The organism is Roseibaca calidilacus, assembly GCF_001517585.1.
GTDB lineage: Bacteria > Pseudomonadota > Alphaproteobacteria > Rhodobacterales > Rhodobacteraceae > Roseinatronobacter > Roseinatronobacter calidilacus.
Genome location: NZ_FBYC01000004.1, coordinates 2352752 through 2365783, shown reverse-complemented (window position 1 = coordinate 2365783; position 13032 = coordinate 2352752). Strand labels below are relative to the sequence as shown.

At 61.5% G+C, this 13032-nt stretch carries 10 protein-coding genes; 5 read left to right on the top strand and 5 right to left on the bottom strand.

Annotated elements, in window-relative coordinates:
• Nucleotides 1–21: 21 nt before the first annotated feature.
• The 4 genes from AWT76_RS15165 to dnaJ all read left to right on the top strand — a co-directional run bounded on the left by AWT76_RS15165 (nucleotide 22) and on the right by dnaJ (nucleotide 6687).
• Nucleotides 22–1320, top strand: coding sequence for an MFS transporter (locus AWT76_RS15165; protein WP_072247076.1), 1299 nt, complete (start codon nucleotides 22–24; stop codon nucleotides 1318–1320).
• 56 nt (nucleotides 1321–1376) lie between these two features.
• On the top strand, nucleotides 1377–3383 hold the full coding sequence (locus AWT76_RS15160) for a M3 family metallopeptidase (protein ID WP_072247075.1): 2007 nt from the start codon (nucleotides 1377–1379) through the stop codon (nucleotides 3381–3383).
• Nucleotides 3384–3541: 158 nt separating this feature from the next.
• Nucleotides 3542–5458, top strand: a complete 1917-nt coding sequence (gene dnaK / locus AWT76_RS15155; protein ID WP_072247764.1) for a molecular chaperone DnaK — start codon at nucleotides 3542–3544, stop codon at nucleotides 5456–5458.
• A gap of 71 nt (nucleotides 5459–5529) precedes the next feature.
• The gene (dnaJ, locus tag AWT76_RS15150; protein WP_072247074.1) at nucleotides 5530–6687 is read left to right on the top strand and encodes a molecular chaperone DnaJ; all 1158 of its coding nucleotides are present in this window, start codon (nucleotides 5530–5532) and stop codon (nucleotides 6685–6687) included.
• Here dnaJ and AWT76_RS15145 read toward each other — a convergent pair.
• Nucleotides 6684–7277, bottom strand: a complete 594-nt coding sequence (locus tag AWT76_RS15145) for an HD domain-containing protein (RefSeq protein ID WP_072247073.1) — start codon at nucleotides 7275–7277, stop codon at nucleotides 6684–6686. The genes dnaJ and AWT76_RS15145 overlap by 4 nt on opposite strands.
• Before the next feature lie 105 nt (nucleotides 7278–7382).
• On the opposite strand from AWT76_RS15145, the gene AWT76_RS15140 reads away from it, so the two are divergent.
• Entirely contained in the window at nucleotides 7383–8297 is a 915-nt protein-coding gene (locus tag AWT76_RS15140) for a patatin-like phospholipase family protein (RefSeq protein WP_072247072.1), read from the top strand.
• 53 nt (nucleotides 8298–8350) lie between these two features.
• Here AWT76_RS15140 and AWT76_RS15135 read toward each other — a convergent pair whose 3' ends face one another.
• Genes AWT76_RS15135 through AWT76_RS15120 form a run of 4 tightly spaced genes read right to left on the bottom strand, consistent with a single transcriptional unit; the run spans nucleotide 8351 to nucleotide 13006 of the window.
• Nucleotides 8351–9427: a BMP family ABC transporter substrate-binding protein gene (locus AWT76_RS15135; RefSeq protein WP_072247071.1), complete on the bottom strand. Its 1077-nt coding sequence runs from the start codon at nucleotides 9425–9427 to the stop codon at nucleotides 8351–8353.
• 35 nt (nucleotides 9428–9462) lie between these two features.
• Nucleotides 9463–10395 carry an ABC transporter permease gene (locus tag AWT76_RS15130; protein WP_072247070.1) on the bottom strand — a complete coding sequence of 311 codons (933 nt, stop codon included), beginning with the start codon at nucleotides 10393–10395 and terminating at the stop codon, nucleotides 9463–9465.
• On the bottom strand, nucleotides 10392–11477 hold the full coding sequence (locus AWT76_RS15125; protein ID WP_072247069.1) for an ABC transporter permease: 1086 nt from the start codon (nucleotides 11475–11477) through the stop codon (nucleotides 10392–10394). The genes AWT76_RS15130 and AWT76_RS15125 overlap by 4 nt, the downstream gene beginning before the upstream one ends.
• Complete coding sequence (locus AWT76_RS15120; RefSeq protein WP_072247068.1) at nucleotides 11474–13006, bottom strand: ABC transporter ATP-binding protein; 1533 nt, start codon at nucleotides 13004–13006, stop codon at nucleotides 11474–11476. The genes AWT76_RS15125 and AWT76_RS15120 overlap by 4 nt, the downstream gene beginning before the upstream one ends.
• Nucleotides 13007–13032 lie beyond the last annotated feature (26 nt).

The window sequence follows — 13032 nt, the reverse complement described above, 5'->3', positions numbered from 1 at the left end:
ATCGCGCGAAAGGTTCCTTGCATGTTTCAGGTGTTCTCCGGCGTCTGGGCGCTGCTTTTGGGCATTGTCCTGATTATGCTGGGCAATGGTATGCATTTTACCCTGATCGGCCTGCGCGGCGGCGTAGAGGGCTTCTCGGCGCTGGAATTGTCCATCGTGGCCTCTGGCTATTTCATGGGCTTCCTCTCGGGCGCGCGGTATACGCCGGTGCTGATCCGCCGGGTTGGGCATGTGCGGGTCTTTGCCGCGCTGGGCAGTTTCATGTCGGCGGCGCTGATCGCCTTTCCGCTGCTGGCGGACCCATGGTTCTGGACGATCCTGCGTATCCTGATCGGGTTCTGCATGTCGGGCATTTATGTTGCCGCCGAAAGCTGGCTGAACAATGCCGCCAGCAACGAAAACCGGGGCAAGGTGCTATCGGCCTATATGATCGCGCAGACCATGGGCATTATTGGGGCGCAAGGGCTTTTGGCGCTGGGCGACGCGGCGGGCCCGGCGCTGTTTATTGGCGCGTCAATCCTTGTGTCGGTGTCTTTTGGCCCGATCCTGCTGTCGGCCACACCGGTGCCCGCCGCCGACGTGTCGCGGCCCATGTCGTTGCGTGCGCTGCTAGAGGCTTCTCCGCTTGGGACGGTGGGCATTTTCCTGCTGGGCGCGGGCTATGCCGCGCAAACCGGCATGGCGGCGGTGTTCGGCAATGAAATTGGGCTAAGCGCCAATCAGATTGCGCTGCTGGTCGCAACGCTGTTTGGCGGCGCGATGATATTGCAATACCCGATTGGCTGGCTGTCCGACCGTATGGACCGGCGCAAGCTGATCGCCATTGTCTCGGCGCTGGGGGTTGGGGCTTGTGCCTTGGGCTTTGTCACGAATGGGGGCGTGAGCTACATGCTGGTCGCGGCATTTTTTGCAGGCGGTGTGGCGACGCCTTTGTATTCGCTGTTTTTGGCCTACACCAATGACACCCTTGCGCCAGAGGATATGGCCGCCGCGTCGGGCGGCTTGGTGTTTACCTTCGGATTGGGGGCCATCCTTGGCCCATTGGTGATAGGTGCCGCGATGGAGCATTTCGGCGCGATGAGCTTTTGGTTCGTGCAGGCGGCGGCCTTCGGGGCGATTGCGCTCTATGCCCTATACCGCATGACACAGCGTGCGGCACCCACGGCGGAAGAAACCGAAAGCTACCTTGGCGTTCTGCCCTCGGCCTCGCCCGTGGCGGTAGAGGCAGCGGCGGTCTGGTCCGTCGAGAATGCAGAAGCCGAGGCAGAGGCAGCAGCCGAAGCGGCAGAAGCAGAGACAGAGGCGCAAGAACCGCGTTGAACCCGGCTTGCATCGGCCCTAGCTTGTGCGGCACCCAAGCATGAAAAGGGCCGATCATGACCAACCCGCTTCTGGCCGACTGGCACAGCGATTTCGAACTGCCCCCTTTTGCGCAGATCACGGATGACCATTTTGCGCCCGCCTTCGACGCCGCCATGGCCGAAGGGCGCGCAGCCTATGCGGCCATCGCCAACAACCCGGAGGCGCCCAGCTACGCCAACACGATCGAAGCGATGGAACAGGCGGATGCGCTGTTGGACCGCGTGGCGGGTGTGTTTTTCAACCTTGCGGGCGCGGACAGCACGCCCGCGCGCGAAGACTTGCAGCGTGATCTATCGCCCAAGCTGTCGGCCTATTCGTCCGAGATCATCAACAACCGCGCGCTGTTCGACCGGATAGAGGCGCTCTGGGCCGCGCGCGATACGCTGGGGCTGGATCCCGAACAAGACCGCGTGCTGATGCTGTATCGGCGCATGTTCTTGCGTGCAGGAGCGGCGCTTCAGGGGGACGCAGCCGCGCGGCTGACAGAAGTGAAATCGCGCTTGGCCAGTCTTGGCACGCAATTCACCCAAAACCTGCTGGCGGATGAACGCGATTGGGTCATGCCGGTCGATGATCTGTCGGGTTTGCCGGATTTCGTGGTCGCAAGTGCTCGCGCGGCGGCAGAAGAGCGTGGATTGAGCGGACATGTCATCACATTGTCACGCTCGCTGATCGTGCCGTTCTTGCAATTCTCGACCCGCCGCGACCTGCGCGAGCGGGCCTATACCGCTTGGGCGGCGCGCGGTGCAAATGGCGGGGCGACTGACAACCGCGCCATCGCCGCAGAGGTGCTGGCCCTGCGCGCCGAGCGCGCCAAGCTTTTGGGCTATAATACGTTTGCCGATTACAAGCTGGAAACCGAAATGGCTGGCACTCCGCAGGCGGTGCGCGATTTGCTAATGCAGGTCTGGACGCCCGCGCGCGCCAAGGCGGTGGCGGATGCCGAAAAGCTGGAAGCGATGCTGCACGCCGATGGCCAGCCTAGCCCCTTGCAGCCGTGGGATTGGCGCTATTACGCGGAAAAGCTGCGCCGCGCCGAACATGATCTGGATGAGGCGGCGCTGAAGCCATATCTAAGCCTAGACAACATGATCGCCGCGGCCTTTGACTGCGCGCACCGCCTGTTCGGGCTGGAGTTCCGCGCCCTCGACGTGCCTCTTTACCACCCCGACGCCCGCGCGTGGGAGGTTACGCGCGCAGGCCGCCACATGGCCGTGTTCATCGGTGACTATTTCGCGCGCGGGTCCAAGCGGTCGGGGGCGTGGTGTTCAACCATGCGCAGCCAGCGCAAACTGGGCGGCGATGTGCGGCCAATCGTTGTCAATATCTGCAACTTCGCCAAGGGCGACCCGGCGCTTTTGTCCTATGACGACGCGCGCACGCTGTTTCATGAATTTGGCCATGCGCTGCATCAGATGTTGTCGGATGTGACGCATGGCTTTATTTCCGGCACGTCGGTGGCCCGCGATTTCGTGGAATTGCCCAGCCAGCTTTACGAACATTGGCTGGAGGTGCCCGAAGTGCTGGCGCAGCACGCCCGCCATGTGACAACGGGTGAACCGATGCCGCAGGATCTGCTGGAACGCCTGCTGGGTGCGCAGAATTTCGACCAAGGGTTTTCGACCGTCGAATATGTCGCCTCTGCCATGGTGGATCTGGAATTTCACGCAGGCCCGCCGCCTTCTGACCCGATGCAAAAACAGGCCGAAGTGCTGGACGCTTTGGGCATGCCCCAAGCCATTCGGATGCGCCACGCGACCCCGCATTTCGCGCATGTGTTTGCGGGCGACGGCTATTCCAGCGGCTATTACAGCTACATGTGGTCCGAAGTGATGGATGCTGACGCCTTCGATGCTTTCGTTGAGGCGGGCGATGCGTTCGACCCGGAAACGGCCGGCAAGCTGGAACGCTTTATCCTGTCCGCCGGTGGCAGCAAAGAGGCCGAGGCGCTTTACACCGCCTTCCGGGGCCGTATGCCGGGGGTGGATGCGCTGCTGCGGGGGCGCGGGCTGGCGGCATAATTTTACATGCTTAGGCAAATTTCACAAAGCTGTGACGGTTGCAGGCCCCACGGACCCTTCCTATATACGCCTCAACCGCCCAGATGGGCAGACATTCGGGCAAGCAGGGGCCGCGTCGGACCTCTTTGCCCCATCGCTTGAAGAAGAGGATGAAGCATATGGCCAAAGTCATCGGGATCGACCTTGGAACAACCAACTCTTGCGTTGCCATCATGGATGGTAGCCAAGCCCGCGTTATCGAAAACGCGGAAGGCGCGCGCACCACGCCGTCCATCGTGGCGTTTACGGAAGATGAGCGCCTTGTCGGCCAGCCCGCAAAGCGCCAAGCGGTGACCAACCCCACAAACACCGTCTTCGCCGTCAAGCGTCTGATCGGGCGCCGCCTGACCGATGCAGAGGTCGAGAAGGACAAGAACCTTGTGCCCTATGCCATCGTCAACGGCGGCAATGGCGATGCATGGGTCGAAGCGCGCGGCGAGAAATATAGCCCCAGCCAAGTGTCGGCCTTCATTCTGCAAAAGATGAAGGAAACCGCCGAAAGCTATCTGGGCGAGAAGGTCACGCAAGCGGTCATCACCGTGCCCGCCTATTTCAACGACGCGCAGCGCCAAGCCACCAAAGACGCCGGTAAAATCGCCGGTCTGGAAGTGTTGCGCATTATCAACGAACCGACCGCTGCCGCGTTGGCCTATGGTCTGGACAAGAAAGACAGCAAGACCATCGCGGTTTATGACCTTGGTGGCGGCACGTTCGACATTACCATTCTGGAAATCGACGACGGGTTGTTCGAAGTGAAATCGACCAACGGGGACACGTTCCTTGGTGGTGAAGATTTCGACATGCGGATCGTCAACTACCTTGCAACCGAGTTCAAGAAAGAGAACGGGGTCGATCTGACCGCCGACAAGATGGCGCTTCAGCGCCTGAAGGAAGCGGCAGAAAAGGCGAAGATTGAACTGTCCTCGTCGCAGCAGACGGAAATCAACCAGCCGTTCATCTCGATGGACAAGAACACCGGCCAGCCGCTGCACTTGGTCATGAAGCTGACCCGCGCCAAGCTGGAATCGCTGGTGGGCGACCTTATCAAGAACTCTCTGAAGCCTTGCGCCGCAGCGCTGAAAGATGCGGGCCTGTCCAAGGGTGACATTGACGAGGTGATCTTGGTCGGCGGTATGACCCGTATGCCCAAGGTGATCGAAGAAGTGACCAGCTTCTTCGGCAAGGAACCGCATAAGGGTGTGAACCCCGACGAAGTGGTGGCCATGGGTGCCGCCATTCAGGCGGGTGTGTTGCAAGGCGACGTGAAGGATGTGGTCCTGCTGGACGTGACGCCGCTGAGCTTGGGCATCGAGACCTTGGGCGGTGTGTTTACCCGCCTGATCGACCGCAACACGACCATCCCGACCAAGAAGTCGCAGGTGTTCAGCACCGCAGAGGACAACCAGAACGCCGTGACCATCCGCGTGTTCCAGGGCGAGCGTGAAATGGCCGCAGACAACAAGATGTTGGGCCAGTTCAACTTGGAAGAAATTCCGCCCGCGCCGCGCGGTATGCCGCAGATTGAAGTGACCTTCGATATTGACGCGAACGGCATCGTGAACGTGTCCGCCAAGGACAAGGGCACGGGCCGCGAGCAGAAGATCACGATCCAAGCCTCTGGCGGGTTGTCGGATGCGGATATTGAACAGATGGTGCGAGACGCAGAGGCAAATGCCGAAGCCGACAAGAAGCGTCGTGAACTGGTTGAAGCCAAGAACCAAGCGGAAAGCCTGATCCACTCGACCGAGAAATCGCTTGAGGAATACAAGGACAAGGTGGACCCGACCACGGTCGAGGCGATTGAACTGGCCATTGTCGCGCTGAAAGACACGCTGGAAGGCGAAGATGCGGGCAAGATCAAGTCCGGCATCCAGAACGTGACCGAAGCGTCGATGAAACTGGGCGAGGCGATCTACAAGGCGCAGGCTGAAAAGGCCGAAGGTGCGGATGCGTCGGATGATGATGGCCCGCGCGAGGTGGACGAAGACATCGTCGATGCCGATTTCGAAGACCTTGAAGACGACAAGCGCAAGTAAGCCTGTCCGCTAAGCAAACAGGACCGGTCTGACTAGGGTCGGGCCGGTCCCCGTGTTCGGAGCCCACAGCCATGGCCAAGCCAGATTTCTACGACCTGCTGGGTGTCAGCCGGTCCGCATCGGCGGACGAGATCAAGAAAGCCTATCGCAAGAAGGCCAAGGAACTGCACCCCGACCGCAATTCCGATAACCCCAATGCCGAAGCGCAGTTCAAGGAAATCAACGAAGCCTATGATGCGCTGAAAGACCCGGAACGCAAAGCGGCCTATGACCGTTACGGCCATGCCGCGTTCGATGGCGGTATGGGTGCCGGGCAGCGTGGCGGCGGCCATCCGGGTTTTGGTGGCGGCAATGGCGATTTCGCCAGTGCCTTTTCCGATGTCTTCGAAGACCTGTTCGGCGATTTCGTCGGCGGGCGTGGCGGTGGTGGCCGTTCGCGTGCAAGCCGCGGCTCCGACCTGCGCTATAACATGCGGATCACGCTGGAAGAGGCGTATGCGGGCACCCGCAAGACCATCCGCGTGCCGCGCCTGTCGGAATGCGACAGCTGTCACGGCAGCGGCGCAGAGGGCGGTGCAGAACCTGTTACCTGCCCGACCTGTTCGGGCATGGGCAAGGTGCGCGCGCAGCAGGGCTTCTTTACGGTGGAACGCACCTGCCCGACCTGCGGCGGTGCGGGCCAAATCGTCAAGAACCCGTGCAAGGCGTGCGGTGGCGCGGGGCGCAAGGAAAAAGAGGCTAATCTGTCGGTGAACATCCCGGCCGGCGTGGAAACCGGCACCCGCATTCGCCTGTCCGGCGAAGGCGAAGCGGGCCTGCGCGGCGGGCCCGCGGGGGATTTGTATATCTTCGTAAACGTCGCTGAACACGCGCTGTTCAAGCGCGACGCAACGACGCTGTTCTGTCGCGTGCCCGTTAGCGTGACCCGTGCCGCCCTGGGCGGCGAGGTTGAGGTGCCGACCATTGACGGTGGCCGTTCGCGCGTGAAGGTGCCAGCGGGCAGTCAGTCGGGCCGCCAGATGCGCTTGCGCGGCAAAGGGATGCCGGCTTTGCGCGGGGCGGGCCACGGGGATATGCTGATTGAACTGGCCGTAGAAACACCGGTAAACCTGACCGCACGGCAAAAAGAGCTTTTGGAAGAATTCGAGAAGCTCAGCGCCGAAAATAATCCCGAGTCCAACTCGTTCTTTGACAAGGTCAAGGGGTTCTGGGACGGGATGAAGGGCTAAAGCTGCGCCAGCAATTCCGCGTGGCGCGCCAGAAAGCGTGCCCGCGCATCGGCGGGCGGTGTCAGGTCCAGCGACAGACCTTGCAGCACGGCCGCATCGGGGCGGCCGAAAAAACGGTTGGCTTCTGGTTCCGAAAATCCGGCGATTTGCGTGGCTTCCAGCCATGCCGACACTTTATCCGCCGCTTTGATGCGGCGTTTAATGGCCATGGGCAGCGCGGCAGGCAGACCGAACCGAATGTGGATCGCGGCGCTCAGGCGCGCATCTAGCGCGCCGTAATCCGGGCCAACCGCGGCCTTGACCGGCGAAATCATGTCCCCGATCACATATTCCGGCGCGTCATGCAGCAGGGCTGCCAATTGCCAGCGCGGTTCCGGTGCTTTGCCCGCGCGTGTGAAAATCCGTTCCACCAGCAGCGAATGTTCAGCCACGGAATAGGGCCAGTCACCCTTGGTCTGCCCGTTCCAGCGCGGGACAAAGGCAAGGCCATGGGCGATGTCCTCTATTTCGATGTCTACGGGCGTCGGGTCCAGCAGGTCCAGCCTGCGACCAGACAGCATGCGCTGCCATGCACGGGGGGGAGGGGGCATGAGATGTCCTTTCAGCCGCTGACTTAGCGCATGGCAATCAAGGCTGGCAAGCACAGAGGTGCGGAGGCATTATGCCCCCAATCCGACCAGCAGCATGGGGGCGATATGACTGCGAAACTGGGCTTGGCCTTGGGCACAGGGGGCGCGCGCGGGTGGTGCCATATCGGCGTGTTGCGCGCGCTAGATGAGATGGGCGTGCGGCCCGATGTGGTCGCAGGCAGTTCCATGGGCGCTTTGGTTGGTGCGGCCTATGCTGGCGGCGCACTGGATGCGCTAGAGGATTGGGCGCGCGCGCTAACCCCGCGCCGCGTCTGGTCGCTGATCGATATGCGGCTGACCGGGGGTGGGCTGGTCGGTGGCACAAGTATTGCCAAGATGCTGGAAGAAATCGGCCTTGATTGCCGGATAGAGGATCTAAGCCTGCCTTTCATAGCCGTGGCCGCCGATCTTTCCAGCGGGCAAGAGGTCTGGCTTCAAGAGGGTCCGCTGGCAAGCGCCACGCGCGCATCCGTCGCCATTCCGGGTATTCTCAGCCCCGTATGCATCGACGGGCGCTGGCTGATTGATGGCGGAGTGGTGAACCCGGTGCCGATCACACCTTTGACTGCCGCAGGTGTCCGGGTGGTTGTTGCCGTGAACCCGAATGCCGCCACCGGAGGGCTGTTCTGGACGCCGGGGCAGGATTGGCCGGGACTGCCGGATTTCTCAGAGATGGTCGACCAAGTTTCAGAGAAACTGCCGGATGCGCTGACGCAGTTCTGGCGATCCGGCACCAATGAGGCCCCGTCCAAAGACCCGAACCCGCCCAGCTATACGGCCTTGATCAATGCCACGATTGACATGATGAGCGACCAGATCCGCCGCGCTAGGCTTGCGGCGGATGCGCCCCATGTCCTGATCTCGGCACGGCTGGCGCATATGAATATCATGCAGTTTCACCTAGCGTCACAGGCAATTGATGAAGGTTACAGGGCGACCATGGCACAGGCTGACTGGATAGATACGTTGATGTCGTCCTAAAGCAAAACCCCCGGCCGGGGCCGGGGGTTGCAACGCTGTCCTAAAGTGTTGGATCAGTTCGGAATTTCCGAGGTGATGCCTTCGACATAGAAATCCATGCCCAGAAGCGTGCCGTCATCGGCCACTTCGCCTTCGGCCAGCCACGGCGTGCCGTCCTGACGGTTGATCGGCCCGGTGAACGGGTGGAAGCTGCCATCTGCGATGGCGGCGATCATGGCCTCGGCCTCGGCGCGCAGGTCTGCCGGGATCTTGTCGCTGAAGGGTGCGAAGCCGACCATGCCTTCGTCAATGCCGTGCCAGACATTGACAGGTTCCCATGTGCCGTCCATCACGGCCTTGACCCGCTCAATGTAATAAGGCGCCCAGACATCGACAATGCCGGTCAGGTGCGAATCCGGTGCAAAGCCCGACATGTCAGATGCTTGGCCAAAGCCCATGACGCCCGCATCCTGCGCAACCGTCAGCGGCGCGGTGGAATCGGTGTGCTGCATGATGATATCCGCGCCCTGTTCAATCAGCGCTTCGGCGGCGGCGGCTTCTTGTGCCGGGTCATACCAAGAATAGGCCCAGATGATCGAGAATTCGACATCGGGGTTCACGGCCTTGGCAGCCAGATAGGCAGCGTTGATGCCCATAATGACTTCGGGAATCGGGAACGACGCGATATAGCCGATCTTGTTGGTTTCGGTCATCTTGCCCGCGATATGTCCGATCACAGCGCGGCCTTCGTAGAAACGCGCGTTATACAGGCTGACATTGGGCTGTTCCTGAATGTAGCCGGTCGCGTGTTCGAATTTGATGTCAGGGAAGCGCGCGGCGACATTGTTCATTTCCGGGCCATAGCCAAAGGACGTGGCGAAAATGATATCCGCGCCGCCAAGCGCCATCTGCGTCATGACACGTTCGGCGTCGGGGCCTTCGGCCACGGTTTCGACATAGGTGGTTTCCACCGCGTCGCCGAATTCAGCTTCGACCGCCAGGCGGCCTTGGTCATGCGTATAGCTCCAGCCATGGTCGCCGATGGGGCCGACATAGATAAAGCCGACCTTGGTCGGGTCTTGGGCAAACGCCGGCGCGGCAAGCGCCAAGCCAAGCGCGGTGGCCGCGCCGAGGATGGATTTGAGGGTCATTTAGGTGTTTCTCCCTGTTTTGGCAGCAAGTTGCCTCAGCCCGAGGCATGGAAAGGCCGGTTCAGCGATCCGGGTGCGTTCAGCGACCCGCGCGCTTTGCCCGACGAGATGAAAACAAGCACAACGATGGTTATCAGGTAAGGCGACATTGACAAGTATTCGACGGGTATCTTGACGCCCGCCGCTTGCAGATTCAGTTGCAAAACCACAATTCCGCCGAACAGATAGGCACCGGCCAGCGCGCGGAAGGGCCGCCAGCTTGCGAACACAACCAGCGCGAGCGCGATCCAGCCTGCGCCCGCGGTCATGCCTTCGGTCCATTGCGGCACGCGAATGAGCGACAGGTAGGCGCCGCCCAACCCCGCGCAGGCGCCGCCAAACACAATCGCCAGCGCCCGCACGCGTTTCACATGGTAGCCCAGCCCATGCGCCGCGTCATGGTTTTCGCCCACTGCGCGCAGGATCAATCCGGCGCGGCTGTATTTCAGAAACCACCAGACGCCGATAACGATGGCAATGGCCAGATACACCAACGCGTCATGGCTGAAAAACGCGCGGCCAAAGAACGGGATGTCCGACAACGGGCCAAGGTCCAGCTTGGGCGTGCGCGGGGGTGAAATGCCGACATAGGCTTGCCCCAGAAGCGCCGACAGCCCCAGCCCGAACAGCGTTAGTGCAAGGCCGGAGGCGACCTGATTGGCCATCAGCGCCTGCGTCAGCAGCGCGAATAAAAGCGCCAAAAGCCCCCCTGCCACCGCCGCGCTGACAAAGCCCAAGGCCGGGTTGCCGGTCTGCACCGCCACGATAAAGCCCGCGACCGCGCCAAGGATCATCATGCCTTCCACGCCAAGATTCAGCACGCCTGCCTTTTCAACCACCAATTCGCCAATGGCGGCCAGCAGGATCGGTGTGGCCGCGACCATCAGCGCGGCGATCAGAACGGCAGGTTGGATAGAGCCAAGGATCATGCGCGCGCCCCTTTCGTGAATCGCAGCCTGTAATTTGTCTGGAAATCCAGCGCCAGCAGGAAAAACAACAGCATCCCTTGGAACACCTGAATGGCCGCGCCGGGAAGTTGCAGCATCATCTGGCTTAGCTCGCCGCCAATATAGGTCAGCCCCAAAAGCAGCCCTGCCAACACAATGCCAATGGGGTTCAACCGGCCCAAAAATGCCACGATGATGGCGGTAAAACCGTAGCCGCTGGCAAAGTCGATCCGCACTTGGCCGGAAGGGCCGCTGACCTCGAACATACCGGCAAGCCCTGCCAAAACGCCAGAGATGCCCAGACAGATCACCACCAGCCGTGCGGGCGAGACACCTGCAAAGCGGGCTGCGCGCGGGGCTTGGCCCGCCAGTTGCACTTGGTAGCCAAGGCTATGGCGGGTCATCATCACATAAGCGAAAATCACCGCTATCATGGCTGCGACAACACCCCAGTGCATACCGGTATTGGCGATCAGGTCGGCATTATGCGCACTTTCATAGCGGCGCAAATCGCGCGAACCGGGAAAGCCTGCCACATCGGGGTTGCGCAACAGCCCCAGCGCCATGCCCGCCAGCAGCCGCTCGGCCACATAGACCAGCAACAACGAGACGAGGATTTCGTTGGTATTGAACCGTGTTTTCAAAATGGCGGGGATCATGGCCCACAGGAAGCCGCCCAAGGCGCCCGCGATCACCATCAGCGGAAAGATATACCACCCCTCGACCGGGTAGAAAGCCAGCGCCACGCCCGCGCCGCACAAAGCCCCGATAATGTATTGCCCTTCCGCGCCAATATTCCAGATACCCGCGCGGAACCCGATGGCCAGCCCCACCGCGATCAAGATCAGGGGGGCCGATTTTATCAGCAGTTGCGGGCGCGAATAGCTGCCGAATTGTTCCGAGAAGATCGGGTCGAAAAAGATCAGCCGGATGGCCGCGACCGGATCTTTGCCAAGGGCTGCGAACATCAATCCGCCCGCGATCATGGTCAGCAGAACCGCCAGAAACGGGTTCAGATATTGCGCGCGTTTCGAGGGTGCGAGGCGTTTTTCCAGCCGGATCATATGCTTGCTCCCTCGGCCACGTCCATGTCATGCGCGCCGCCCATCATCAGCCCGATTGCATCGACGGTCAGACCCTTGGCAGGGCGCGGCGCGGTCAGGCGGCCTTCGTTCAGCGCGGCGAAACTGTCGGCCACTTCCAGCAGTTCATCAAGGTCTTGGGAAATGACAACCACGCCCGCACCTTGGCTGGCAAGGTCCAGCAGCGCTTGGCGGATGGTCGCGGCGGCGCTGGCATCGACGCCCCATGTGGGCTGGTTCACGACAATCACCGCCGGGTTTTGTTCAATCTCTCGCCCAATGACGAATTTCTGCAAATTGCCGCCCGACAGCGCGCGGGCCACCACATGCGGCCCCGGCGTGCGCACATCGAAGCGTGTGATCACCGCTTCCGCGAAAGCGCGGGTCTTGGCCCAATCGACAAATCCGTTCCGGACCAGCCCTTTGCGATATGCACCCGACAGATAGGCATTTTCGGTCAGGCTCATATCCGGGGCGGCAGCGTGGCCCAGCCGTTCTTCGGGCGCGGCGACCAGCCCCAAGGCGCGCCGCCCGTTCGGCCCCAGATGCCCGACCGGCTGGCCCCGCAGGCGCACGCGGTCCGAGGGGCTTTGCAATTCGCCCGACAGCATCAGCAACAACTCGTCTTGCCCATTGCCCGCGACACCGGCAATGCCCAGAACCTCTCCTGCGCGCAGGGAGAAGTGAATGTCTTTCAGCGAGGTGCCAAACGGATTGTTCGACGCCAGCGACAACCCGTCTACCTGCAAGACCACATCGCCAAAGGGGCGTTCGGGGCGTTCGGGCGGGGTCAGAAGCTGGCCGACCATCAGTTCCGCCAGTTCGCGCGCCGATTTCTCGCGCGGGTCGCATGTGGCGACCTTCTTGCCGCCGCGCAGGATGGTTGCTTCCGAGCAAAGCGCGCGAATCTCATCCAGCTTGTGGCTGATATACAGAATCGCCGTGCCATCGTGCGCCAGCTTGCGCAGAGTGAGAAACAGGATGTCCACCTCTTGCGGGGTCAGAACGCTGGTGGGTTCGTCCATGATAAGCAGCTTGGGGTCTTGCAGCAGGCAGCGAATGATCTCGACACGCTGGCGTTCGCCTGCCGATAATTCGCCCACCAAGCGCGCCGGGTCCAATGGCAGGCCATAGGCTTCGGACACGTCGCGGATACGCTTGGCCAGATCGCGCAGGGGCGGCGGGTTCTCCATGCCAAGGGCCACGTTTTCGGCCACGTCCAGCGCATCGAACAGGCTAAAATGCTGAAAGACCATGGCAATGCCACTTTTGCGCGCGTCCGATGGCTGGCCGGGGGCATAGGCCGCGCCGCGCAGCCGCATCTCGCCCGCGTCGGGCTTAACCAGACCATAGATCATTTTGACCAAAGTCGATTTGCCTGCACCATTCTCGCCCAGCAGCGCATGAATCTGGCCCGGCCCAATGTCGAAGGACACATCGTCATTTGCGACCACGCCCGGATAGGCCTTGGTCAGGCCGGAAAGCTGCAACAAGGGTGTGGCGTCTGTCATCTGTGCGGGAACCCCGTGTTGCGCGA

Bases quoted from the DNA above. Each gene is read 5' to 3' on its own strand.
- AWT76_RS15135 (WP_072247071.1), bottom strand. From the start codon at position 9,427: ATGACCCTCAAATCCATCCTCGGCGCGGCCACCGCGCTTGGCTTGGCG.
- dnaK (WP_072247764.1), top strand. From the start codon at position 3,542: ATGGCCAAAGTCATCGGGATCGACCTTGGAACAACCAACTCTTGCGTT.
- dnaJ (WP_072247074.1), top strand. From the start codon at position 5,530: ATGGCCAAGCCAGATTTCTACGACCTGCTGGGTGTCAGCCGGTCCGCA.
- AWT76_RS15140 (WP_072247072.1), top strand. From the start codon at position 7,383: ATGACTGCGAAACTGGGCTTGGCCTTGGGCACAGGGGGCGCGCGCGGG.
- AWT76_RS15160 (WP_072247075.1), top strand. From the start codon at position 1,377: ATGACCAACCCGCTTCTGGCCGACTGGCACAGCGATTTCGAACTGCCC.
- AWT76_RS15145 (WP_072247073.1), bottom strand. From the start codon at position 7,277: ATGCCCCCTCCCCCCCGTGCATGGCAGCGCATGCTGTCTGGTCGCAGG.
- AWT76_RS15130 (WP_072247070.1), bottom strand. From the start codon at position 10,395: ATGATCCTTGGCTCTATCCAACCTGCCGTTCTGATCGCCGCGCTGATG.
- AWT76_RS15125 (WP_072247069.1), bottom strand. From the start codon at position 11,477: ATGATCCGGCTGGAAAAACGCCTCGCACCCTCGAAACGCGCGCAATAT.
- AWT76_RS15165 (WP_072247076.1), top strand. From the start codon at position 22: ATGTTTCAGGTGTTCTCCGGCGTCTGGGCGCTGCTTTTGGGCATTGTC.
- AWT76_RS15120 (WP_072247068.1), bottom strand. From the start codon at position 13,006: ATGACAGACGCCACACCCTTGTTGCAGCTTTCCGGCCTGACCAAGGCC.